This is a genomic window from Sphingopyxis sp. (assembly GCF_035944815.1).
GTDB lineage: Bacteria > Pseudomonadota > Alphaproteobacteria > Sphingomonadales > Sphingomonadaceae > Sphingopyxis.
Map to the genome: position 1 here is coordinate 290,498 of NZ_DASZAU010000002.1, position 23,183 is coordinate 313,680.

The window sequence follows — 23,183 nt, forward strand, 5'->3', positions numbered from 1 at the left end:
GGCCGGTGACGGCCGCCCCGTACAAAACGGCACCATGGACATGCTGAACGACCCCGCCCTCGCAGCCTTCCGCGAAGAGGTTCGCGCCTTTCTCGCCGCGCAGTTGCCCGACGACATCCGCCGCGGCGCCGCGCGCGCGACGAGCGTCTTCATCGATCCCGCGGTGTCGCTGCCCTGGCAACAGATCCTCCACGCGCGCGGCTGGGCGGCCCCCGACTGGCCGGCCGAATATGGCGGCCCGGGCTGGAGCGAGATCGAACGCTATATTTTCGCCGCCGAATGCGCACACGCGGGCGCACCGAATCTCGCCCCGATGGGGCTGAAGATGGTCGCGCCGGTGATCATGCATTATGGCAGCCCCGAACAGCGCGCACACTATCTGCCGCGCATATTGTCGGGCGAGGATTATTGGTGCCAGGGCTTTTCCGAACCCGGCGCCGGGTCCGATCTCGCGGCGCTCCAGCTGAGGGCCGTACCCGACGGCGCCGACTATGTGCTGAACGGATCGAAGATCTGGACCACCCACGCGCATTTCGCCAACCGCATGTTCGCGCTCGTCCGTACATCGAACGAGGGCAAACCGCAGGCGGGAATCAGCTTCCTCCTCCTCGACATGGACTCGCCGGGCATCGCGGTCGAGCCGATCCGGACGCTTGCCGGCGATCATGAATTCAACCAGGTCTTCTTCGACGATGTCCGCGTGCCGCAGGCGAACCGGCTCGGCGGCGAGAATGAGGGCTGGTCGGTCGCAAAGCATCTGCTGACCTTCGAACGCGGCGGCAAATATGCGCCCGGGCTGATCGAACGCCTCGAGCGGCTGCGCAGCCGGCCGGACGTCGGCCCGGTGCTGCGCGCGCAACTCGACCGCGAAGCGGTGAACCTGCAAGCGTTGCAGACACTCGAACTCAAGGCGATGCGCGGCGTCGGCGGCAGCAGCGCGTTATATGCTTCGGCGCTCAAGATATTGGGGACCGAAGCTGCGCAGCGTATCGATGTGCTGGCATGCGAGATCGCCGGCCATGCTGCATGGGCCGATGCCGACGGACAAACGCCCGACGAGTTGGCGGTCGCGGTGCCGCGCTACCTCAATGATCGCGCCGCCAGCATCTATGCGGGTTCGAACGAAATCCAGCGCGACCTGATCGCCCGGCTGATGCTCGGCTAGGCCGCCGCTTCGGCGAAACGCGCCAGATGATGGGTGCGGGGCCCGAACGCGGCGGCGATGGCAAGCGCGCGTTTGAAATGGCTGCCGAGGCGCAATTCTTCGGTGAGGCCCATCGCGCCATGGATCTGCACCGCGCCTTCGCCGACGATGCGGACCGCATCGGCCGTCTCGATACAGGCGGCGCTGACCAGTCGCGAGCGATCGGCGCGTCCCTCTTCCACCGCAAGGATTGCAACCTCGACAAGGGCGGCGGCCTTCATCGCCGCGAGCTTCATGTCGGCCGCCCGGTGGCGGAGCGCCTGGAACTTGCCGATCGGTGCGCCGAACTGTTTGCGCTGACCGAGATAGTCGATACTGTCCGCGATCATATGTTCGATCAGGCCGAGTGCCTCGGCGCAGCGACCGACGAGAATCAGGTCGGTGGCGAATTCGGCGAGCGCTCCCGCCTTGTCGCCGGTAGCCAGCACCTCGGCATCCCCGGGTTTCAGCGTGAAGCCCAGATCCGCCGACACGCTGCCGTCATGCATGATGCGGTGGCGCTGTTCGACCTTGTCCCGGTCGGCGGCGATCAGGAGCAGCGCCTCGCCATCGGCAAGCAATAGCAGGTCCGCCTCCGCAGCACCGGCGACCAGCGTCGCGTTGCCGCGAATGACCGCCCCTTCGCCGACAACGGGCATGCTTGCCGTCGAGGCGGGACAGATGATCGCGGCGCGCCGGTCGCCGGTCGCCAGCGCCGACAGCGCCGACAGCGCCGCATGATCGGGCGCGATCTGGCCGAGCAACAATGAGGCGGCGGCGTGCGACAGCCAGTCGGCGCCCGCCAGCGCCGGCCCGAGTTCTGCCATCACGATCGCGATGTCGATCGCGCCGCCGCCAAAACCGCCTGCCGTCTCGGGCAAGGCAAGGCCTGCAAGCCCAAGCGATTCGGCGAGGTCGCGCCATGCCGGCTGCGGGTTGTCGGCAAGAAAACGCCGAATGCTGTCCCGCAGCACCTGCTGCTCGCTGCGCAGCGGAAGGTCCAGTTCGCCCATGTCAGATTGTCCCGCGCGTCCGCAAACGCCGATATCGCCGACCGGCACGCCCGTTTTTGCAATGATGCTTCACGCCATTCTCCCGCCCTTCCTCTAGCGCCGCCGCGCGGAAGCGGTCTAGCTGATTGGCGTATCAGGTCGGAGGCTCCGGTCCGGGCGCTGGACACGTCATTCTCCAAGAAAGCCGGCTAAAAGTCGAACCCCTGTTGGGCAGGAAACTCAGCAGGAGCACCGGTCGCGACGCCTTCGATCTCGAGCATTCGCGCTTTCGAAACCGAACCGCCCGGCGCGGAAAAGCCGCCGATCTTGCCGCCGGCGGCGGTGACCCGGTGGCAGGGGACGATCAGCGGAATCGGGTTTTTCGCCATCGCCTGCCCGACGGCGCGCGCATATTCGGGACCGGTATCGAGCGCCCGCGCGATCGCGCCATAGGTGGTCGTTTCTCCCCAGCCGAGGCGGCGCACCAGCGCGTATACCTGCGCAAAAAACGGCTCCTGCTCGCCCATATCGATCGGGACGTCGGAGAAATCGACGCACTCGCCCGCGAAATAGCGCGCCGCCTTGTCGATCACCACCTGCACCTCGGGCGGAGCCGCCGCGCGCACGGCGCCGGGCAGCCGGTTTGTGATCGCACGCTCTGCCTCCGCCGCGCTTGGCGCCGGCAGGCGCAGCGCAGTGACGCCGGACCGATTCCAGCCGATCGCGGCGACGCCGGCCGCGGTTTCGAAAAGCTGGTAATGGCTCCGATCGATCATGGACGATTCCCTGCCTGCAACCCGAATATAGGCGCACCGGCGCAGCGCGCCAGACGATCGTTTCGGGCGACCCGCTTATCGATGCATTGTACAAGAAAGCGAAATCAATGAACCCCCGCCTTCTTCAACGCAGCGGCGCCCGCATCCGGCAGATACCGGCCAACGACGCGGGCCATCGATCGGTACCCTTTCGCGTTGGGATGGACGCCATCAAAGCTGAACTCCTCGCCAATCGCGCCATCGTCACGAGCAAGCGCCGCGTGATAATCGACAAATTCCAGCTTCTCGGCCTCCGCATAGCTCTTGAGCCAGTTGTTCAACGCGACGATCTGCAGCGCAGGTTTCAAGCCCGGCCTCCATGCGAAATACCCCGCCGGCGGGATTGAGCCGAGAATCGGCTTGATGCCGTTCGACTTGGCCAGCGTGACCATGGCCTTGATATTATTCTTATACTGATCGGCGCTGTTGGGGCCGCTGTTCCCTGCGATATCGTTGGTGCCGACGAGAATATGGACGCTTTCCGGCTGCAGCGCGACAACATCGCCTTGGAAACGAAGTAATATTTGCGGGCTTGTCTGGCCGCTGATCCCACGGTTGACGATGCCTTTGCTGAAAAAGCGAGGGTCATCGAGACCCCAAAGTTCGGTGATCGAATCGCCGATGAAGACGACGCGCCGTTCCGCTGCCGGCGCCTCGCGCAAACGCGCATTGTCCGAACGATATCGGCAGAGGTCGGCCCAGTCGCTCTTTCGCGCTTCGGCGTTGGCTTTTCGATAGGCGGCAAGCTCGGGCGGCGGCGCGGGCAAGGTTCCGGCGTGCGGCAACGCCAGGAGGCTGCGGAAATAGGCCTGCACTATTTCCGGGACCGCGACGGTCAGTCCTTCGCAAGGATCGGAAACCATCGCGACGGGTGGTGGTGACTGTGCGGCGGCGGTTGCTGCAGCGAATGAAGCAAGCAGCGCGATGGAGCGGATCATGGAGCCTCTTTTCTGCGCAACTTCAATCCGGATGACGCGCCTTCCAGCTCTCGACGCGGTCGATGGCATTGGCGCGGATGTCGGCGTAGAACAGCCCATAATCGTTGCGGTGATAGCTGCCGTACAGCCAGCTCAGCGTATCGCGGAAGGGCGACCGCCAGGCGACGTCGACGTCGAGCAGCATGTCGGTGCACCGCGCGCCCGTCAGCCCCTTTTCGAGCGGCGCCAGCGTCGTCGCCTGTTCGGGATAGGGCGCTTCGGGAAACGGCAGGCTGCCCCGGTTGGACGCTGCGGTCGCTACGCCTTTCTCGGTCCAGGTCAGCGGATTGACGCAAATCGCCGGGGCACTGCTTTTCACGCGTTTGCCCTGCCACCAGAAATCGACGTCCTTCGTCAGCATCGACGCCGCAGTGCGGCCTTCCTGGCTGGCGTTCCAAGACAGCACGCACCCCGTCTGAAGTGCATCGTTACACGTCGGCAGGCCAAGCGCGGCGAAGCTCGCGGGCGTATAGGCGCCGACGGTGTAGGCTGCGACCAGCCGATCCTGCAGCGGCGTGCCGATCACCGCTTCCTGCAACAGGCGCACCGCATGGCCCGTCCCCTGGCTGTGCGAGGCGATGATGAAGGGCCGGCCGCGATTATAATGCTCGACATAATAGCGGAACGCACGCGCGACATCGTCATAGGCGAGCGCCACTGCATCGCCGTCGCGAAGCCCGGCGAGCGAGGCTTGCCTGTAATGCGGCGCATAGAGCAGGCAGCATCCGTTGAACGCCGACAGCTGCGCGAGCAGCACCGGGCCATTATAGGCGCCCTCGACATCATAGGGCGCGTTCCACACATCGTTTTTCAGATACATGGTCGGATGGATGAAAAAGACGTCGGCAGGCGCCCTCGCTTCGTCGATCGCGGCGAAGCCCGGCGGCACCGAACGTTCGGGGCCATGGCCTCCGGGCCGCGCGAACCACGCGGCCCGCTGCGCATAGTCGGGCACCGGCGGCGCCTTTGTCAGGGCGAACGGCTTATCGGGTTTTCGCCCGCTTTCGATCAGGCTCTTCGTCACCGAGCATTGCGAAAGCAGTGCGAGCGCCACGACGATCGCGAACAGGATTTTCCAGCGCTTGCGGATCTTGCCGGCCTTGCCGCGCAGCCAGCCGGGCTCGCGTTCGGCCGGCGCGGTCACTGGTCGGCTTCGCGCGCTGCGCGCCGCGCATCGCAGGTCGCGATGAAGCCCGCCGCCATGAAGCGCGCCATCCGTTCCTTCACCGCGTCGAAATCGTCGGAGCGGCACAGCCCGCCCGACAGCTTGTCGATCCGCCCCGTCCGGCCGAGTGTGAGCATCAGCCCGGCAGACACGAAATGATAGCCCCAGAAGAGGTCTTCCTTCGGGCAATCGGGCATCGCCTGCTGGAGGATGCCAATCAGCCGGAGCACGACGTCGTCGAAATGCGTGTCCATCAACTCAGCGCCCCATTCGGCGGTGTTGCTCATCTGCGCGCCGAGCTGTCCGTAATGTCGCCAGCCGATGCCGCCTTCGCCATGCGTTTCGAGGTCGGTGTCGAGATAGGCGCGCAGCGCGCCTTCGACCGTCGGCCGGCCCTCGACGGCACGCTCATAGGCGTCGAGCGCCTTCATGCGCCGCTCGATCGTCACCGGCGCGCGGCGGGCAATCACCGCGTCGAACAATTCCTTCTTGTCCTTGAAATAATAGTGCAGCAGCGACTGGTGGACGCCGACCTGCGCCGCCACCTCTTTCAGCGTGACGCCATAAAGGCCGCGCTTGGAGAAAAGCTCCTCGGCCGCGTCGTAGATCTGCTCCATCGTCGCCGCGCGCTGGTCGGCTTTCGTCGGCCGCCGCCGGTTTGTCTGCTTTACCGCCTTGGTCATTTTGTCCCCTTCGCCCCGGGCCGCGATAGCCGCTGGGCAAGCGTCGTCATTGGTTCAGCCATGATCGGCTCGCAAGCGCATTTTGTCGATCTTGCCGGTCAGCGCCAGCGGCATCGCGGTCCGCCTGACGATCGCGTCGGGCAACCACCAGTTCGCGACGCGCCCGCGCAGGGCATCGAGCAACGCCTCGTCGCTGACATCGGCCCCCGCGCGCGGTTCGACGATCAGGATCGGACGCTCGCCCCATTTTTCATGCTTGCGCGCGACGACCGCCGCCAGCGCGACCTCGGGCAAATTGCCGACGATCGCCTCGATCTCGGCCGGGTTGATCCATTCGCCGCCCGATTTGATCAAATCCTTGGCGCGCCCGGTGATCGACAGATTGCCGTCGGCATCGATGGTTGCGAGATCGCCCGTATCGAACCAGCCATCGGCGTCGGTCGCCTTCGCGTGATGCCCGAAATAGCGCTCGACCACGCTGCCGCCCTTCACCCACAGCCGGCCCTCGCCGCCGCGCTGGTCGACGAGCGGCCGACCATGCTCGTCGGTCAGCCGCAAATCGACGCCCATCGGCGGGCGGCCCGATTTGGCGGCGATACGGGTCTTCGCGGTCGCCGGCGTCATCGCGCCGAGCGGCGACAATTCGGTCATGCCCCAGCTCGTCTGGACGATGACGCCCAACCTTTGTTCGAGCCGGTCCATCAGCGCCTGCGGCACCGCCGATCCGCCCAACAAAAGGCGTTTGAGCGAGGGCAGTTCGCCCCCGGCCGCATCGAGATGATCGACGAGCCCGAGCCACACGGTCGCGACGCCCGCCGCAACGGTGACGCCTTCCTCGGCGATCAGCTTCGCGAGGCTCGCGCCGTCCTGATCGCGGCCCGGGAGCACCAGCTTTGCGCCAACCGCCGGGGCCGCGAAGGGAAAGCCCCAGCCGTTGGCGTGGAACATCGGCACCGCGACGAGCACCGAATCCTCGCACGTCAGCCCCATGACGTCGGCCTGCAACAGATGCGCGGTGTGGAGGTAGTTCGAACGGTGCGTGTAGGTAACGCCCTTCGGATCGCCCGTCGTGCCCGAAGTGAAGCAAAGCCCGGCGGGCATGTTTTCGTCGAACGCCCCCCAGATCGCCGGCGCCCCATGTTCGGCGAGCAGGTCCGCCAGATGCCACAGCCGCGCGGTGCCGACGTCGGGAACCGTATCGGTCGCCGCGCCGTCGTCCATCAAGACGACATGCTCGATCGCGGGACATAGCGCGACCAGATCCTGCACGAGCGGCGCGAGCCCGCCGCTCACCGCAATGATACGATTGCCGGCCCGGTGCATCATCTTCGCGAGATGATCGGCGGTCAACCGCGGGTTGAGCGTGTGGCAGACGATGCCGACGCCCATCGCGGCGTACCAGCATTCCAGATGCGCCTGCGTGTTCCAGGCGAGCGTCGCAAGATGATCGCCGGCGCGCAGGTCCAGCGCCGCGAAAGCGCCCGACAGCCGGTTGCTGCGCTCGCAAAGCCCCGCATAGTCGGTGCGCGCGGGCGCGGCCCCGGTGACGATCTCGCGCTGCCCGTGCCATTTCGCGGCATGGCTGAGGAACTTGTCGAGTGTCAGGGCATAGGGTTGCGGATTACCGGAAATCACGGAGTTTTTCTCTTCTTGATGCAGGGGGAGGGAGGAATTGTGCCGGCAGCAACGCCGATATTGGTCATCCACATCTCGTTCGCCGCGCGGCGGCGGCAGATGGCCTCTTCGTGGAACGCATAGCTGCCGGGCAACAAGTGGGTTGCGGGGGTCGGCTTGCCCCGGAAGGCCATGAAATCGCCCGCGCGTCCGTATGCGGGCCACGCCGCCTCGCCCGCGGCAGATGGACGGCCGGTCTTCGCGAAGCTCGTCCAATATCCGATCAGCGCATCCGACAAGGCGGCTTCGGCACCGTTGACGGGCGGTCGGGGCCAATTTTGCGGAAGGATAGCGGTCGCGCCGACCTGGCCGAAGACATAGGGAACCTCCATCGCGTGAAAAGCGTGAAGGTCGCGCGCGTCGGCCGACGGATAACTATGGTCCCAATAATAGAGGAATGCGGGAGCGCCTGCCGCAGCCTGCGTCTTGGCCATATGCTGCGCGGTCCAGCCGTAAATGCCGTCGCGCGTCGCCGCGAGCACGCTCTCTTCGATGTCCGACGACGGGTAAAGCTTAAGGAAGCTGTCGGCGAGGTCGCCATAATTGGCACGGATCGCCTTTTCATAGGTCGCGGCGTCGGCGGGGACCGGGGGCGCCAGTCGGCGCAGCGTGCGTATCTCGCCGGCGTTGAAACCCGCGATCAGGGGGACCTTTGCCTGCTCGCCCGCGTCGAAAGTCTCGACGACCTGCTTGGTGAGGACCCAGCCGTCGATCACCGGCTGGGGAAAGAATCCGGCCTTGCCGCCGGCATCGACCAGCGTCGACGCATCGATCGCGCGCAGCGCCTCGACGTCGGGCGCACCAAGCATCGACGCCATCGTCGTCCCTATCGCTTCACCGGACGGCAAGCCATAAGCCGCCGTCTTGAGGTGGGGATTGGTGACCATATAGGCGCTCTGTGCGATTGCCTTGTCGAACAGTCCGGCGGCGAGGGGGCTCGCCATCAGGTCCATCACGCTCAGGCCGCCGGCGGACTCGCCGAAGATGGTGACATTGTCGGGGTCGCCGCCAAAGGCCGCGGCATTTTTCTGCACCCATTTCAGCGCCTCGACCTGATCGAGCAGGCCGTAATTGCCCGAGGCACCGTGCGGCGATTCCGCGCTGAGCCCCGGGTGACTGAGGAAGCCGAAAAGGCCGAGGCGATAGTTGATCGTGACGACCACGACATCCTGCGCCGCGAGGGGACTTCCGTTGTAGAAGAGGCTGCTGCCCGCCCCGCCTGCAAGGCCGCCGCCGTGAAGCCAGACCATCACCGGCGCCTTTTTCGCACCTTTGGGCGTCCAGATATTGAGCGACAGGCAATCCTCGCTAATCGCGAGCATATGCTCCGCATAAGCGCTGTCGGTTCCCGGCTTCACCTCGGGTTGCATGCAGGCCGGACCGAATTTTGTGGCATCGCGCGTGCCCTGCCAGCCGTCCGCGGCGACCGGCGGCCTCCAGCGCAAATCGCCGACCGGCGCCTTCGCATAAGGAATGCCGCGAAACACACGCGTGCCGTCGGCGAGCGCCTCGCCGGCCAGCGTTCCTTGCGCGACAGTCACCGTCTGCGCCGCAGCCGGCGAAGCGGATGCGGCCAGTATCAGCGCGACAAGTTCAAGCCGTTTCATGGACTTCCTTTCGGTGATTGCGCTTGAGGACACGCGCGAGCGCGAGATGCAGTCCGATCGCGACGAAATAGAAGGGGACAAGGCTATAGAAGGCGAGTTGCAGCGAATTGCCCGGATGCGCAGGTTTCAGCCAGTCGCTGACCGCACCCAGCCAGGTCGGCCCGAGGCCGAGGCCGATCAGGTTCATGATCAGGAGCAGGACGGCGCCGGCCAGCGTCCGCTGGCGCGCCGGCACTGCATTCTGGACCAGCGTCACCGCCGGGGTCAGGTAGAAATAGTTGAGAAAGGTCGGACCGAGCAGGAAGAGCATCGCGAGCGGCCAGGCCGATGTATAGACGAAGCCGATGAAGAAAGGCACCGCGAGCAACAGCGAGATCGCGGGGATCAGCCCGAAAGCCTCCGGCCGCTGTGTTGCATAACGGTCGACGAGGCGTCCCGAGAGATAGATGCCCGCGCTGACCCCGATGCCGAGGACCAGCGCGTACCAGATCGCGATGTCGTCGAGCGTCATCGCCTTCTCGCGCATCAGGAACAGCGTCGTGAAGCCGAGCGTCGCATAGGTGACGAACTGCGTTGCGCCCGCGGCAAGCGAGACGAGCGTCAGGTCGGAGCGCGAGAAGAACATCTTCATCGTCGCGCCGAAGGTCGGCGCTTCGCCCTCGGATTCGGTCACCCGCACGACATCGGTCGCCCCGCGCCGCGGCTCGCGGACGAAGACCCAGACCCCCGCAGCGGCGATCACCCCCGCGACCCCGAGCAGCAGGAAGGCCAGCCGCCAGTCATAGGCGGCGGCGATCTTCGCACCGAAGGCAACGCCCAGCGCCTGCCCGAGCGGCGGGCCGAGATTGAAGAGGCCGAGCGCGAGCCCGCGCCGTTCGGCAGGAAAATAATCGGAGATGATCGAATAGGATGGCGGCACCCCGCCCGCTTCGCCGATACCGACCCCCATCCGCGCCGCCGCGAGCTGGACATAGGTCGTCGACATACCGCAGGCGATCGTCGCCGCGCTCCACAGCGCGCAGGCCACCGACAACACGCGCACGCGGTTCGTCCGGTCGGCGAGCCACGCGACCGGAATGCCGAGGATGCAATAGAACATCGCGAAATAGAGCCCGCCGAGCAGCCCGAGTTCGCCGTCGCTGATGCCGAGATCGTCCTGGATCGGCTTGGCAAGGATCGACAGCAGCTGGCGGTCGAGGAAATTGAGGATGTAGACGAAGCAGAGCGCCGCGAGGACGAACCAGCTGTAACGATCGACCTGCCGGGTTGCGGGAGGGGCAGACGGGGACGAAACGGCCGGCATTGCGAGATATTTCCTGAAAAAGAGGCGGGCATGGCGGGACTCGGCCATGCCCGCGAGGGAGGATCAGAAATTGCGGCTGACGCGCAGGCCATATTGGCGGGGCGCGCCCGCAAGCCGGCGCGCGCCATTGATCGCCGCGACATAATGCTGGTCGGTCAGGTTCGTGCCATAGGCCGCGATCGACCAGTCGCCGCTTTTCAGGGTCAGCTGTGCGTTGAGGATGTTCCGCGCCTCGAGCCGGTCGCCGAACAGCCGGTTCTGGAACAGCGTACCCCAGTTCGCGGCGATACGCGCGAAATCGACCCGCGGAGTGAGCGTGGCGTCGCCGCCCAGCGGGATCGCATATTGCGCGCCGGCGCTCAGCGTCAGTTTCGGTGCATAGGCCTGTTCGTTCCCGGTCAGGTCGATACACCGCCCTGCCGCCGGCCCGCTTTGCGGATCGCATGCGGTCGCGGCGCCACCGAGCCGCGGGTCGGCGGCGAAGAAGGTCCCGAGCTTCGAATTGGAAACCGAACCCGAAAGGTCGAACGAAAAGGCGTCGAAGCTGCCCTGCGCCGAAAATTCGACGCCATAAAGCTTCGTCTTTCCCGGCACGTTGAAGATCGACGAAATGCTGGGCGCGAACGGGTCGACGATGCTGATCTGGAAATTCTCGTAGAGATTATAATAGCCGCCGAGCTGCGTGCGCAGATGGCCGTCGAACCAGGTCGCTTTCCAGCCCAGCTCGAAGTCGGTGACATCCTCGGGATCGAAGGCGAGCGGCGTGCGACCGAGGATGTTCGGACCGTTGAGGCCGCCGGCCTTGGTTCCGGTGGCGACGAAGGCATAGAGGAAATGGTCGGGGTTCACGGTCCAGTTGATCGCGACCTTGCCGTTCACCTTGCGGTTGACGGTCCGGTCGATCTGCGTGAGCGTCAGGATCGGGCCGGGAATCCCGGTGAAATAGGCGCGCGCCTCGGCGTCGTTCGCCGACGTCGTCCGCGACCAGCGTCCGCCGACCGTGACCTGCAACCCATCGGTCAGCTCGTATCCGACCTGCCCGAAGGCCGCGAGCGCAGTCTTGGGATTGGTGCCGACGATTTCGATGTCGAGCGCGGTCGGCGTGTTCGGCGTCGCATCCGAATAATAGCCGCCATTTTCGGGGATGAAGATCTTGTCGTGCTGGTAATAGCCGCCGAGAACCCAAGTGAAAGGACCGGTGTCGGGTGAGACGATGTTGAATTCCTGCGACCAGATTTCCTCGCTGATCCGGTCGCGGAACGACAGCGCGGGCACGATCGTCGCGGTGCCGTCGGCGTCGTAGGAAATCTGTGTCGTGCCGCGCTGGAAGCCGCTGATCGAACGCAGCGTCAGCCCGCTGTCGAACTTGTACTGCGCGTTGAGCACGATCCGCCCGAATTCGTCGCGGCCACTGAGGTGCGCGTTGTTGGCGACCTTGAGCGGGTCGCCGGTTTCGGTCGCCCGGCTCGCGGGCAGCCCGCCATATTCGATATTGTTGTAATCGCCCTTCAGCAGGATTCGCAGCTCGGGTGTCGGCTCCCACGCGATGCTGACGCGCGCGCTATAGTCGCGGCGATTGCCCGGATTGCCCGTCCACGGACCCGACACGTCATAGAAGGTATCGCGCCGTTCCATATTGCCGGCGAAGCGGATCGCGAGCGTGTCGCCACTCGGGATGTTGAGCGCGCCCTGCAGCTTCATATGGTCGTAATTGCCATATTGCGCGAGGACATAGCCGCCGACGCGGTCGAAAGTCGGGTTCTGCTGGGTGATGAACACCGCGCCGCCGGTCGCATTGCCGCCCGCGAACGTGCCCTGCGGGCCGCGCAGCACTTCGACGCTGGCAATGTCGTAATAGGGCTCGCTCTGGAAATAGCCGGGAAGCGTCGCAACGCCGTCGCGATAGGTCACGACGCCGACGCCGATCGCGCTGTTCTGTTCGGTCTTGCCGATCCCGCGAATATTGAAGGCATTGCCCTGCCCGGTCGTGTTCACCGTCAGCGAGGGCGACGCGAACTGCAAGCCTTCGACGCTGTTGACGCTCTTGCGCACCAGGTCGTCGCCCGAGAGCACGGTCGCCGCGACACTGCTGCGTTGCAGGCTGGTGGTACGGCGCTCGGCGGTGACGACGATTTCGTCGCCCGATGCATCGGCGGTGGCTTCATCGGCCGGCGCGGTCGTCGTCTGAGCAAAAACCGGCACGGGCCCCAGCAGGGCAGCGGCCGACACGGAAAGCAGCAGCTTCCTCATTCTATCTTCTCCCAATGGCGAAACGCTCTGCGGCGTCCTCGGCCGGAGAACTGCGCCGATTATCTTCAACTGTCAATGGTCATTAATATATGAATGAATAACTTTCATTCGAAGAAAAGGCTGAAATTGGCGGTTTTTGTCCTGCCCACCGCGCCTGATGAATGCATAAAAGGCTTATCAATTTCACGATGAAGCCCAATTCGGGAATCTTGTGGGCGCGAATCACGCGCGCCGCATCCCTGCGGCGCGACGTACCTTGCCGATGAACGGGTCGATCGAGGCGAGGCGATCGACCGGCTGCGACCGCTATCCTTGCACGATGGCCCTGTCGCGCACGCGTTGCTCACATAGGGCTATGAACCCCCCGGTCATGAACGTCGTCATCCGCGCCTTCACCGCAACGAAATCATCCGATCGGCAGAGACCTTTTGACAACTGGTCGATCCGTCCGGTTCGGGCGAGCGTCAGAACCAGCGCGCCGGTCACGAAATTATAGCCCCAGAAGATATCCTCTTCCTCGCATTCGGGGAGCGCCCGCTTCAGAAGGTCGATCAGCTTGAGGACGACAATGTCGAAATGCTGGTCGAAAAGCTCCGCGCCCCATTCGGGCGTATTCGCGACCTGGGCCCCCAATGCCGCGTAATTCCGCCAGCCTTCGCCGCCCGTGATATAGAGATCGAGATCGGTGTCGAGAAAGGCGCGGAGCGCGCCCTCCACCGTCGGATTGTCCCCGCACGCGCGCGCATATTCGTCGAGCATCCGCATGCGCCGCTCGGTCGTCACCTCGGCCCGTCGCGAGAAGACTGCGTCGAACAGCTCCTTCTTGTCCGCGAAATAATAATGGAGCAGCGAGGTATGCACGCCGACGCGCTGGGCAACGTCCTTGAGTGTCACTCCGTAGAGCCCGCGCCGCGAAAAAAGATATTCGGCGCCGTCGAGAATCTGTTTCAGACTCTGTTCGCGCTGCTCGGCCTTCGTGCGGCGCTTCGGCTTCGGTTCGCTTGTCGCCATGTCCATTCCTCCGTTGCCGCACAGGTAAGGTTCCAAACCTCACCGCGGCAAGAGCGCAATGGACAGGCGCATCCTGTTTCGCTTCGATTCCCGGACCCTGCGCGCTCAACGCCCGAAGGAAAGGCCGATCATATCCGGTTGGCCTTGGCGCGCATGCCAAGATAGTGCGCGCTCGGTTTCAGCGTTCGCTTGAAAGTCCTGCGGTCGACCTCGACCAGCCCGAACTTCTTGGCATAGCCGGACGTCCACTCGAAATTGTCGAGCAGCGACCAATAGAGATAACCCTTCACCTCGATCCCGTCGTCGATGCATTTGCTGACCTCGTCCATTGTCGCTTTGATGAAGGCAACCCGTGCGGCATCGTCGGTGGTCCCGATCCCGGTTTCGGTCAGATAGAGCGGTTTGCCGATATGCTCGGCGGCGTAACGGATCGTGTGCCCGACTGCGGGCGGATAATTCTCATACCCCATGTCGGTCAGCGGGGCGCCGGGGGTCGGCGGCAGCAGCCCGTTCGGACCGATGCGCAGCCGCGAATAGGTCTGGACCCCGACGAAATCGGACCGGCGCGCGGCATCGAGCCAGCCGCCATACATCGTCTGCTCGGCTTCCTTGCCGCGATGACCTTCGCCGACGCCCTGGATTTCCTGCATCGAGAGCGTCACCCCGACCGGCAAGTCCGGCCGCGCCGCCTTGATCGCCGCATAGCCCTTCGCATGCGCGTCGAGCATGACCTTGTCGATCTTGTCCGGGTCGCCAAACAGCATCGACGAGAAATTGGGCGAATTGGTGCGCTTCGCCGCGGCGGCGATCATCGCCCGCGCATTTTCCGCTGCCGCGTCGCTCGCGAAGCGCGGGATTACCTTGCGAAGCCCGAGGATATTCGCTTCGTTGAACGTCGTCGCCATGCCGATCAGCGGCCCCAGCCGCTCGGTCGCACGGCCGCAGAAACGCGCGAACAGGTCGGCACCGTCGGCGACCTCGAAGCCGCCGCGCATCGCAAACCACAAGGGCACGGTGAAGTGATTATAGGTGACCATCGGCATCAGCCCGCGCGCGCGGCACGCTTCCAGCACACGGGCATAATGGTCGAGCGCGGCTTCGGAAAACATGCCCTCGGCGGGTTCGATCCGCGCCCATTCGATCCCGAAGCGATAGCAGTTGAGCCCCAGCGATGCGGCGATATCGAGGTCTTCCTCATAACGGTGATAGCTGTCGCAGGCATCGCCCGAAGGATCGACGAAGGCCGTCGGCTTGTTCGTCTCGAGCAGCCAGCTGTCCGACGCGGTGTTGCCGCCCTCGCTCTGGTGCGCCGAGATAGCGGTGCCCCACAAAAAACCCTTGGGCGCCGTGCGACCGGCCGCCATTGCGCTGGCCGGAGTCGTGGCAGCGGCGGCGACCAGTCCGGCCGCGCCCGCGAAAACCTGTCGTCGGGTCGGCCGGTTCGAAACGATAGTCATACTCTCTCCTGAAACTCTGTTGCCGGGATGGGCGGTCAAGGGGCCGCGGGCGCGGTCCATGTCCTGATCGCCGCCGCCATGGCCGCCGCCTTTGCCTTTTCCTCGACCGGCGCGAGCCGGGCCGCGCGTGGCTTGGCGTCGATAACAAGATAGTCGGTCGGGGGTGCCGTCACGACGGGCCAGCGCACCGCGCCCTTGCCATTGGGATCCCCCGTCGTGGCGAAGCGCACCCAATAGTCACCCATCTGCTTCGACACCCTCAGATCCTCGGCGTCCCAGCGATGCTCGGCCGCCTTGTTGCCGAACAGATATTCGAGTTCGCCGCCATGGTCGGTTCCCGCGGCGGCCGCCCGCTGGTCGACCGGCACCTGGTCGAAGAAATAGGCGAACGCCTTGTTACCCGTCGCGGCATGCTGGTCAGCGACCGCAATCGACGGCAGGACGAAACCCAGGCCCTCTGCGAGATCGACCGCGGCGGCGTCGGACGACTTGCCTGTCAGCGCGACATAGCCCGCATGAAGTTCGGGAAAAGCACTGCCCAGCACCATCTTCGCGGTCGCTTCGGTCATGCCGCCGAGGCTCGATTCATTCGAGTTCGAACCGATGATCAGCGGAATACGCATCTGCTTGTTCTTGTAGAAGGCTTCGCCGGGGCTCATCGTCACGACCTTGCCGTCGATGAAGGGAAAGGCGCGCGCCTTGATGATTTCGGCGACCGGAATCGCGCGAAGCTGCGCGGCGGTTGCGTCCTTCAGGCCCAGCTCGTCGGTAAATTTCTGGCCGAGCATTTCGGCATTGATCGCCCCGCCGCGGATCGGCGCCAGCACGGTACTGCCCGAGCCCGATTGCGACGCCGCCTTATGGAACAGGCCCGCCGCCGCCGGTGATCCCATCAATATCTGCACCGCGCCCGCCCCGGCAGACTCGCCGAACAGCATGACATTGCCGGGGTCGCCGCCGAAGCTCGCGATATTGCGCTTCACCCACTCCAGCGCCGCGATCTGGTCCATGACGCCAAAATTGCCGAGCTTGCCGTCGGGGTCTTCGCGGGTCAGCGCCGGATGCGCGAAATAGCCGAGCCGGCCGAGGCGATAATTTATCGTGACGACGACCGCGCCACGCGCCGCCAGTCCCGTCCCCTCGTAAAGCGGCACGCCCGCCGCGCCATAGACGAAACCGCCACCGTGCAGGAAAACCATCACGGGATATTTGCCCGGCTTTGCCGGCCGCCAGACGTTGAGGAACAGGCAATCCTCGCTCTGCGGCCCGACCTGCGCCCAGGCTTCCTTGCGCTCGAGTTGCGGACAGGCGTTGCCATATGCCTTGGCGTCCCGCACACCGGCCCAGCTTGGGGCCGGTTCGGGCGCTTTCCAGCGTAGCGGCCCCACGGGCGGCACCGCGTAGGGAATACCCTTGAAGGAAATGACCGTCCCATCCGCCACACCCGCGACCTGACCGGTGTCGGTACGGGCCGATGTTTGCGCGGAAGCAGCGGTCGTGATCGACACGCCCAACAGCAATGCGAACAGCATATGCCTCATCATCAATCTCCCATCGTCGGATCTGATCCCCGCATTTTTGCGGGGAACCGTCCATTGCAGTTCCCGATCGGCGCATGATCAAGGACGCGCACGCATCGAGAGACAGCCCATCCTGCAACAAGCCCGCCAACCCGTCAATATATTCATTAGTATATTAATGAATATATTGGAGAGCGCCGGACCTCCTGATGCAGTGGCCAAGCTCGCCACATATTGACGCGATCGAAAAAGCAGGTACATTCATTCATACAACAATTAATATATAAATTTGGGAGAGAGCCTTTGGCCATGAACCGCATTTGCGGTGCCGCAGCCCTTCGCGCTGCGCCATTCTTCCGCGTCCATTTCGACTTACCCCCGCCAGCGCCGCGAGAGTGGGTCCGCTCGCCTTCCTGAAGCCGAACAGGGGGCGGTTGATCGCGCCGCCTCGCTGCCTGTTCCAGCGATCCAGCAGGAGACGCCGCATGTTTCGACACAAGAGTGAAGTCGCAGCCGTTGTTCTGGGCCTGAGCTGCATTGGTACGGCCAGCGCCGATGCCGCCCCCAACCCGCCCACCGGCCAGATCGAGACCAGATATGACGCGAGAGGCCCGGCGACCGCCGTCCATATGACGTCGTCCGCCGCCTGCGATCGCAAGGGCAATGTCTGCGAAATCTGGTATCCCTCCGACATCGCCCGTGGCCGCCCGCGCGCCGTGCTGCTGTGGGCGAATGGCACCTCCGACGTCCCCGTCGGCAAGGAGGTCTACGAATATCTCCTGTCGCATTTCGCAAGTTGGGGGTTCGTCGTCATCGCGACGCGCGACGGCAAGACCGGCTATGGCGATACGGTTCTCGACTCGCTCGCCTATCTGCGGTCGCAGGCATCGGTTCCCGGCAGCCCCCTGTTCCGGCGCATCAATTTCGGCCGTGTCGGGGTCGGCGGGCATTCGCAGGGCGCCACCGGCGCGGTCAACGCGATGCTCAAGTCGAAAGGCGCGATACGGACATCGATCGCGTTCCAGCTGCCCGCCCAGCTATGGTGCTCGCCCGCCGATCTGTGCCTTTTGACGCCCGACCTCAAGGCCGCGACGTCAGGGTCGATCTTCTATGTCGGCGGCACCCTCGACGCACTCATTTCACCCGATTGGCAACTGGGGAACAATCCGCTCAACTCGCTCACCGCTTATTACAACGCGACCCCTCCCGGGCTGATGAAGGCCAAGGGACTCGTCAAGCTGGCGAACCACAATGACATATTGGGCAAACCCGACTGCGGATCGGCGGCGCTCGGCGTGACCCTGACCTGCACCTTCGGCGTCTATGGCTATCGCGGCTACCCCACCGCCTGGCTCGCCTGGCAACTACAGGGATCAGCCGAGGCCGGCGCGGCGTTCCGAAGCCGCACCGGCGAATTTTTCTCTGCCAATGCCTGGCACAGCCAACTCAGCAACGTGCCCTGATCCTGCCGCGCGCCGCCGCGGGCGCGGCGGTGCGCACGCATATATGAGGAGGATGAGCTCATGATTGCCCACCCGCCGCGCGCGGGCCGCGTGGCCAGCGCACTCGTCGCGGCCCTGCTCGCCGTTCTCGCATGGTGGTGGCTTCGGCCCCACCACGGCGATGAAGAAGGCTCCGCCTCGCATATCGTACAACTCCCCGCAGCGGAGCAATCTCCGACCGTCCGCGCCGTTCCCCGCAGCGCCACACCTACGACCGCCGACATCGCACCGCCGCTCCCCGATCCGCGTATTGCGGCCACCTTTCAGGATCCGGGCGCGACGTTCCGCAACGTCCGATCGGCAGACGCCCGGAATCAGGTTGTGTGCGGCGAGGTGCGCCTGTCGTCGGCGTCTTTCTACCGGCGCTTCGTCTGGGTCGCCGAGGTCCAGATGCTCGCAACGGACGATGGCAGCGCGCAGTTCGCAGGGATCGCCAAGCTGTGCGACGGAAGCGCGAAACTCCGGCCATAGCGCAAGAAAGTGCGACTCCCCTTGTTCCAGGCAAGTCGCGTAAATTCAAGATAATTCATTTATAAACATAAGCTTAGATGCATATTCGCATCGCTCGAAGACATCTTCATTAAATAATAAATGAATTTTATTGACAGAATCGGATGCGAGGAGGCACCTAGCCGCCAGCCCGAACGAGGCTGTCGAAATCAGGTTGCCGCAGCAGCCGATCCCGGAGAGGACCATCATGAACAAGAATGTCACGCGGACTCTGATCCTGGCCACCGTGGTCACCCTGTTTTCGGCGCAGCCGGCCTTCGCGCAATCGCAGCAGCCGGAAGATAGTTCGTCCGACGGCGACAAGATCGATGAAATCATCGTCACCGCCCAGCGCTCGAGCCAGAATCTTCAGGATGTCCCGATTGCGGTGACGGTCGTCAGCGGGAGCGACCTCGCGTCGCGCGGGCTCAACGACCTCGCGCAGATCTCGCTCGCCGTCCCCAGCCTGTCGGTCGGCGGGGACAATAGTTTCAGTATCCGCGGCGTCGGCAGCATGGTGTTCAATCCGAACATCGATTCCAGCGTCGGCGTTTCGGTCGACGAGGTGTCGCTGGGCGTACCGCTGTTCATGAGCAACGGCATTCTCGACGACGTCGCGCGTGTCGAAGTCCTGCAGGGTCCGCAGGGACTGTTGTTCGGCCGCAACGCCTCGGCCGGCTTGCTCAATATCGTCAGCAACCGGCCTAACCTCAGCCGTACCGAAGGCAATCTCAGCCTCGAGGCGAACCACCGCGACAAGGTTCCTGGCGATGGCTCGGGCCTGATCCTCAAGGGCACGGTCAACCTCCCCCTGTCCGAAACGGTCGGGCTGCGCATCAACGCGCTGCATTCGAACCAGAGCCCGATCGCGGACATGGTCGCGGGATCGCCCGGCCGTTTCGATGCCAACCAGAAGCGGACAGCCGTGAAGGCCAAACTGCTCGTCGAGCCTTCGCCGGGCGTCAGCTTCTATCTTATCGGCGACTATAGCCGCGAGCGCGGTGTCGGCGGCGTGTTCGACCGCACCTATCGTTCGGTCGCGGCAACCGGTAGCGCGATCCGCCCTGTTCTGGAGACGCGCGATGGCATCGTCGCCGGCCCCGGCAATCTGCAATATGGATCGGACGGCGACGGCTATCGCAGCGTCGACACCTATGGCGTTTCGCTCAATTCGACCTTCGAACTCGGCGACGGGCTGACGCTCAACAATATCGCAGCGTGGCGCGCGTTCAACCTTTCGCTCGCCATCGACAGCGACGGGACCAGCGCCAGCCTTCTCAACATCAACGAGAATGACAGCGACTATAATCAATATTCGAACGAACTGCGTCTCGCCATCGCACCGGGCGGCAAGCTCGACGGCCAGATCGGCGTCTATGGCTTCTATTCGGAACTCAATACCGCGACCGTGCTTCAAGGGTCGGCGGGCAGCAGCGTTCCCAACGCGCTGGGCCGCGACGCGACCTATCGCCAGACGCTGCGCAGCCTGGCCGCCTTCGGCCAGTTTCAGTTTCACCTGACCGACGCCTTCCAGCTGATCGCGGGCGGCCGCGTGACCAACGATTATATCACGATCAATACGCGCCAGAACGACCGCACCTATGGCACGACATTGGGACCGCGCACGCCTCCGGCACGCCAGACGTTCAAGACGACCAATTTCAGCTGGAAACTCGGCGCCCAATATGAGCTGTCGCCCGACATCACGACCTATCTGACCTACAGCCGGGGCTATAAGGGGCCGTCGTTCAACCCGACTTTCGCCGTCGCCGACCAGGATCTGGCGATCCTTCCCGAAACGGTCGCGGACATCGAGTTCGGGATCAAGTCGATGCTCTTCGACCGCCGCCTGCTGCTCAACCTTTCGATGTTCCGCGAGGATTTCAAGAATTTCCAGGTGCAGGCGCTGAACGTCGGCACCGGCGTCACCGCCGTGGGCAACGCGGGCAGGGTCCGGGCGCAGGGCATCGAGGCAACCGCCGTGATCAAGCCCGGCGGCGGGCTGACCCTCAACGCCGGCGCAACCTTGCTGGATTCGAAGTTTCGATCCTATGTCGGCGCGGCCTGCTATCTCGGGCAGACGGGATGCGCCGCGAACGGCACATTCGACGCCGCCGGGCTGCGCACGCCCGCATCCGCGCGCTTTACCTCAACGGTGCAGGCCATTTACGAATTTCCGGAAACCGGCGGAGCCGTCCCCTTCATCGAGGGAAGCTACAATCATCGCTCTTCGGTCAATTATTCGGCGAACAATTCGCCGTTCACCGCGCTTGGCCCCACCGATATCTTCGGCGCAAGCATCGGCGTCCGCCTGGCATCCGGCTTCGAGCTTTCGCTCTTCTGCAAAAATTGCACGAACGAACTGGTCCCGACGGCGATCTTCTACGACAATGTCGACCAGGTTTTGCGCCGTGTGACCACGACTGCCCAGCAATGGGGATATAATTCGGTCCGGACGATCGGCCTGCGGGCAAGCGCCCGCTTCTGAGGCACTGGAGCGCGACGCTGGCGGTTGTGATCGCAAGACCAATGACCGCTTCCGGATATGGGCCGGCTTTATTCGATGCGCCGGCGCCAACCGACGCAACCCCGAGCCGTCACAACAACGGCCAAAATACCCCTATATTTCGATTGTTCGTCCACCGGCTGGCTGGGGCGGCAGGATTCGAACCTGCGCATGGCGGTACCAAAAACCGCTGCCTTACCGCTTGGCTACGCCCCAACGGCCGGTGCGAGCGCGTCTATAGCGCCCGTCCCATGAATGGCAAGTTGGAGACTTAAAGCCGCGTGACCCAGCCATGGGGGTCGGCCGCACGGCCGCGCTGGATGTCGACGAGCTTGCCCTTGAGCATTTCGGTGACCTGCCCCGGACCGCCGGCGCCGATAGTGAAGCTGCTCTCGCCGCGGGTGACTTTGCCGACCGGCGTAACGACGGCGGCGGTGCCGCAGGCGAAGCTTTCGGTCAGCTTTCCGCTCTCCGCATCGGCCTGCCACTGATCGATCGCATAGGGCTCTTCGCGGACCGTCAGGCCGGCATCGCGCGCCAGCGTGATGATCGCATCGCGCGTGATGCCGGGCAGGATCGTGCCGGTCAGCGGCGGTGTGACGATGCTGCCGTCGTCGAAAACGAAAAACATGTTCATGCCGCCGAGTTCCTCGATCCAGCGGTGCTCGGCGGCGTCGAGGAAGACGACCTGGTCGTGCCCCTTTGCGATCGCTTCGCGCTGCGCGACGAGGCTGGAGGCATAGTTGCCGCCGCATTTGGCGGCGCCGGTGCCGCCGGGCGCAGCGCGGGTATAATCCTCAGACACCCAGAGCGAGATCGCGGGCGCGCCCGACTTGAAATAATTACCGACCGGGGAGGTGATGACGAGGAACTGATATTCGGCTGCGGGCTTCACCCCCAGGAACACTTCGCTCGCGAACATGAAGGGGCGCAGATACAGCGCACCGCCATCGACCGGCGGGAACCAGTGCGCGTCGGCGGCGACAGCTTCCTTCACTGCCGCGATGAACAGCTCCTCCGGCAGTTCGGCCATCGCCATGCGGCGCGCGCTCGCATTGAAGCGGGCGGCGTTGGCCTCGGGCCGGAACAGCGCCATCGAGCCATCGTCGAGGCGGTACGCCTTCAGCCCTTCGAAGATTTCCTGCGCATAGTGGAGCACTGCGGTCGCGGGGTCGAGCGACAGCGGGCCGCGCGGCATCACCTGCGCGTCGTGCCAACCCTGCCCCTCGGTATATCGGATCGATACCATATGATCGGTGAAGACGCGCCCGAACGCCGGATCGGCGATCACCGCCGCCCGTACATCGTCCGCGATCAGATTGGGGTGCGGCAGATGGGTGAAGGCGGGAACGGACATGCGAAAACACCTGTATCAGAGCGTTTTCCAGTCAGGCGGAACCGCCTGATGACCCGGAAAACGCGGTAGAACAAAGAAGCTGGAGCGATGCTTTCGATTCCATCGAAACCGCCGCTCCAGCGGGTTTATGGAGCGCGCCTCTTGCCAAAGACGGGCATGGCGCGCAACGGTAGCGACTATGCCGGATGAAAATTTTCTTTCACAAGTACCCGCAGCATCTGCCCTTTTCTTGCGCGAAGACGAGGTGCGGCGCGGCATCGAATTCCTCTTTTTCGCGCATGCGTCATTGTGGCGCGCGATCGATGCGCGGCTCGCCGAAAAGGAGCTCGGCCGCGCGCATTACCGCGCGCTCTACTTCATCGCGCGGCAACCGGGACTGACGATTTCGGACTTGCTGGCGCTGCTCGGCATCACCAAGCAGTCGCTCGGCCGCGTCGTGAAAGAGCTGGAAGCACGCGAATATCTGACGACACGGCCGGGCAATCGCGACCGGCGCGCAAAGGAGCTGCGCCTGACCGACGCCGGGCGCGCGGCGGAGAGCGCGATCTTTACGGTGCTGCGCGACACGATGAGCCGCGCCTATACCCATGCGGGCCAGCAGGCGGTGACGGGATTCTGGCAGGTCAGCGAGGCGTTGGTTCCGCCGCGCGAGCGCCGCCGGATCGCGGCGCTCGGCAAGGAAGCCGATTAGG

At 64.4% G+C, this 23,183-nt stretch carries 18 protein-coding genes and 1 tRNA gene; 5 read left to right on the plus strand and 14 right to left on the minus strand.

Annotation, left to right across the window (positions count from 1 at the left end; genetic code table 11):
- Nucleotides 1-34 precede the first annotated feature (34 nt).
- Nucleotides 35-1,165, plus strand: coding sequence for an acyl-CoA dehydrogenase family protein (locus tag VGU00_RS02300; RefSeq protein WP_327465075.1), 1,131 nt, complete (start codon nucleotides 35-37; stop codon nucleotides 1,163-1,165).
- Here VGU00_RS02300 and VGU00_RS02305 read toward each other — a convergent pair.
- The 12 genes from VGU00_RS02305 to VGU00_RS02360 all read right to left on the minus strand — a co-directional run bounded on the left by VGU00_RS02305 (nucleotide 1,162) and on the right by VGU00_RS02360 (nucleotide 16,661).
- Complete coding sequence (locus VGU00_RS02305) at nucleotides 1,162-2,196, minus strand: acyl-CoA dehydrogenase family protein (RefSeq protein WP_327465077.1); 1,035 nt, start codon at nucleotides 2,194-2,196, stop codon at nucleotides 1,162-1,164. The genes VGU00_RS02300 and VGU00_RS02305 overlap by 4 nt on opposite strands.
- A 188-nt stretch (nucleotides 2,197-2,384) precedes the next feature.
- Nucleotides 2,385-2,951: a methylated-DNA--[protein]-cysteine S-methyltransferase gene (locus VGU00_RS02310; RefSeq protein WP_327465079.1), complete on the minus strand. Its 567-nt coding sequence runs from the start codon at nucleotides 2,949-2,951 to the stop codon at nucleotides 2,385-2,387.
- Nucleotides 2,952-3,055: 104 nt separating this feature from the next.
- Nucleotides 3,056-3,928, minus strand: coding sequence for a GDSL-type esterase/lipase family protein (locus VGU00_RS02315; protein ID WP_327465081.1), 873 nt, complete (start codon nucleotides 3,926-3,928; stop codon nucleotides 3,056-3,058).
- Between the two features lie 22 nt (nucleotides 3,929-3,950).
- Nucleotides 3,951-5,111 carry a DUF3089 domain-containing protein gene (locus VGU00_RS02320; protein ID WP_327465082.1) on the minus strand — a complete coding sequence of 387 codons (1,161 nt, stop codon included), beginning with the start codon at nucleotides 5,109-5,111 and terminating at the stop codon, nucleotides 3,951-3,953.
- Nucleotides 5,108-5,815, minus strand: coding sequence for a TetR/AcrR family transcriptional regulator (locus VGU00_RS02325; protein ID WP_327465084.1), 708 nt, complete (start codon nucleotides 5,813-5,815; stop codon nucleotides 5,108-5,110). Before VGU00_RS02325 ends, VGU00_RS02320 begins: the two co-directional genes overlap by 4 nt.
- A 54-nt stretch (nucleotides 5,816-5,869) precedes the next feature.
- A complete protein-coding gene (locus VGU00_RS02330; protein ID WP_327465086.1) occupies nucleotides 5,870-7,450 on the minus strand; it encodes an AMP-binding protein in 1,581 nt (526 codons plus the stop codon).
- Nucleotides 7,447-9,096, minus strand: a complete 1,650-nt coding sequence (locus VGU00_RS02335; protein ID WP_327465088.1) for a carboxylesterase/lipase family protein — start codon at nucleotides 9,094-9,096, stop codon at nucleotides 7,447-7,449. Before VGU00_RS02335 ends, VGU00_RS02330 begins: the two co-directional genes overlap by 4 nt.
- Nucleotides 9,083-10,399 carry an MFS transporter gene (locus VGU00_RS02340; protein WP_327465090.1) on the minus strand — a complete coding sequence of 439 codons (1,317 nt, stop codon included), beginning with the start codon at nucleotides 10,397-10,399 and terminating at the stop codon, nucleotides 9,083-9,085. Before VGU00_RS02340 ends, VGU00_RS02335 begins: the two co-directional genes overlap by 14 nt.
- A gap of 63 nt (nucleotides 10,400-10,462) precedes the next feature.
- Nucleotides 10,463-12,649: a TonB-dependent receptor gene (locus VGU00_RS02345; protein ID WP_327465092.1), complete on the minus strand. Its 2,187-nt coding sequence runs from the start codon at nucleotides 12,647-12,649 to the stop codon at nucleotides 10,463-10,465.
- Between the two features lie 306 nt (nucleotides 12,650-12,955).
- Nucleotides 12,956-13,660, minus strand: a complete 705-nt coding sequence (locus VGU00_RS02350; protein WP_327465094.1) for a TetR/AcrR family transcriptional regulator — start codon at nucleotides 13,658-13,660, stop codon at nucleotides 12,956-12,958.
- Between the two features lie 128 nt (nucleotides 13,661-13,788).
- Entirely contained in the window at nucleotides 13,789-15,117 is a 1,329-nt protein-coding gene (locus VGU00_RS02355) for a glycoside hydrolase family 1 protein (protein ID WP_327465096.1), read from the minus strand.
- A gap of 35 nt (nucleotides 15,118-15,152) precedes the next feature.
- Nucleotides 15,153-16,661: a carboxylesterase/lipase family protein gene (locus VGU00_RS02360; protein WP_327465098.1), complete on the minus strand. Its 1,509-nt coding sequence runs from the start codon at nucleotides 16,659-16,661 to the stop codon at nucleotides 15,153-15,155.
- 461 nt (nucleotides 16,662-17,122) lie between these two features.
- Between VGU00_RS02360 and VGU00_RS02365 the strand changes: the two genes are divergently transcribed.
- The 3 genes from VGU00_RS02365 (at nucleotide 17,123) to VGU00_RS02375 (ending at nucleotide 21,116) form a co-directional block, all read left to right on the plus strand.
- Entirely contained in the window at nucleotides 17,123-18,100 is a 978-nt protein-coding gene (locus tag VGU00_RS02365; protein WP_327465100.1) for a hypothetical protein, read from the plus strand.
- A 60-nt stretch (nucleotides 18,101-18,160) separates the two neighbouring features.
- Nucleotides 18,161-18,610, plus strand: a complete 450-nt coding sequence (locus VGU00_RS02370; RefSeq protein ID WP_327465102.1) for a hypothetical protein — start codon at nucleotides 18,161-18,163, stop codon at nucleotides 18,608-18,610.
- Between the two features lie 226 nt (nucleotides 18,611-18,836).
- Complete coding sequence (locus VGU00_RS02375) at nucleotides 18,837-21,116, plus strand: TonB-dependent receptor (RefSeq protein WP_327465104.1); 2,280 nt, start codon at nucleotides 18,837-18,839, stop codon at nucleotides 21,114-21,116.
- Between the two features lie 159 nt (nucleotides 21,117-21,275).
- On the opposite strand, the gene VGU00_RS02380 is transcribed toward VGU00_RS02375, so the two are convergent.
- A tRNA-Gln gene (locus VGU00_RS02380) sits at nucleotides 21,276-21,350 on the minus strand.
- 55 nt (nucleotides 21,351-21,405) lie between these two features.
- On the minus strand, nucleotides 21,406-22,491 hold the full coding sequence (locus VGU00_RS02385; protein ID WP_327465106.1) for a branched-chain amino acid aminotransferase: 1,086 nt from the start codon (nucleotides 22,489-22,491) through the stop codon (nucleotides 21,406-21,408).
- Nucleotides 22,492-22,669: 178 nt separating this feature from the next.
- On the opposite strand from VGU00_RS02385, the gene VGU00_RS02390 reads away from it, so the two are divergent.
- Entirely contained in the window at nucleotides 22,670-23,182 is a 513-nt protein-coding gene (locus VGU00_RS02390) for a MarR family winged helix-turn-helix transcriptional regulator (protein WP_327465108.1), read from the plus strand.
- Nucleotide 23,183: the final 1 nt, after the last annotated feature.

Bases quoted from the DNA above. Each gene is read 5' to 3' on its own strand.
- VGU00_RS02340 (WP_327465090.1), bottom strand. From the start codon at position 10,399: ATGCCGGCCGTTTCGTCCCCGTCTGCCCCTCCCGCAACCCGGCAGGTC.
- VGU00_RS02310 (WP_327465079.1), bottom strand. From the start codon at position 2,951: ATGATCGATCGGAGCCATTACCAGCTTTTCGAAACCGCGGCCGGCGTC.
- VGU00_RS02345 (WP_327465092.1), bottom strand. From the start codon at position 12,649: ATGAGGAAGCTGCTGCTTTCCGTGTCGGCCGCTGCCCTGCTGGGGCCC.
- VGU00_RS02355 (WP_327465096.1), bottom strand. From the start codon at position 15,117: ATGACTATCGTTTCGAACCGGCCGACCCGACGACAGGTTTTCGCGGGC.
- VGU00_RS02300 (WP_327465075.1), top strand. From the start codon at position 35: ATGGACATGCTGAACGACCCCGCCCTCGCAGCCTTCCGCGAAGAGGTT.
- VGU00_RS02325 (WP_327465084.1), bottom strand. From the start codon at position 5,815: ATGACCAAGGCGGTAAAGCAGACAAACCGGCGGCGGCCGACGAAAGCC.
- VGU00_RS02305 (WP_327465077.1), bottom strand. From the start codon at position 2,196: ATGGGCGAACTGGACCTTCCGCTGCGCAGCGAGCAGCAGGTGCTGCGG.
- VGU00_RS02390 (WP_327465108.1), top strand. From the start codon at position 22,670: ATGCCGGATGAAAATTTTCTTTCACAAGTACCCGCAGCATCTGCCCTT.
- VGU00_RS02365 (WP_327465100.1), top strand. From the start codon at position 17,123: ATGTTTCGACACAAGAGTGAAGTCGCAGCCGTTGTTCTGGGCCTGAGC.
- VGU00_RS02335 (WP_327465088.1), bottom strand. From the start codon at position 9,096: ATGAAACGGCTTGAACTTGTCGCGCTGATACTGGCCGCATCCGCTTCG.
- VGU00_RS02315 (WP_327465081.1), bottom strand. From the start codon at position 3,928: ATGATCCGCTCCATCGCGCTGCTTGCTTCATTCGCTGCAGCAACCGCC.
- VGU00_RS02385 (WP_327465106.1), bottom strand. From the start codon at position 22,491: ATGTCCGTTCCCGCCTTCACCCATCTGCCGCACCCCAATCTGATCGCG.
- VGU00_RS02350 (WP_327465094.1), bottom strand. From the start codon at position 13,660: ATGGCGACAAGCGAACCGAAGCCGAAGCGCCGCACGAAGGCCGAGCAG.
- VGU00_RS02360 (WP_327465098.1), bottom strand. From the start codon at position 16,661: ATGATGAGGCATATGCTGTTCGCATTGCTGTTGGGCGTGTCGATCACG.
- VGU00_RS02375 (WP_327465104.1), top strand. From the start codon at position 18,837: ATGAACAAGAATGTCACGCGGACTCTGATCCTGGCCACCGTGGTCACC.
- VGU00_RS02370 (WP_327465102.1), top strand. From the start codon at position 18,161: ATGATTGCCCACCCGCCGCGCGCGGGCCGCGTGGCCAGCGCACTCGTC.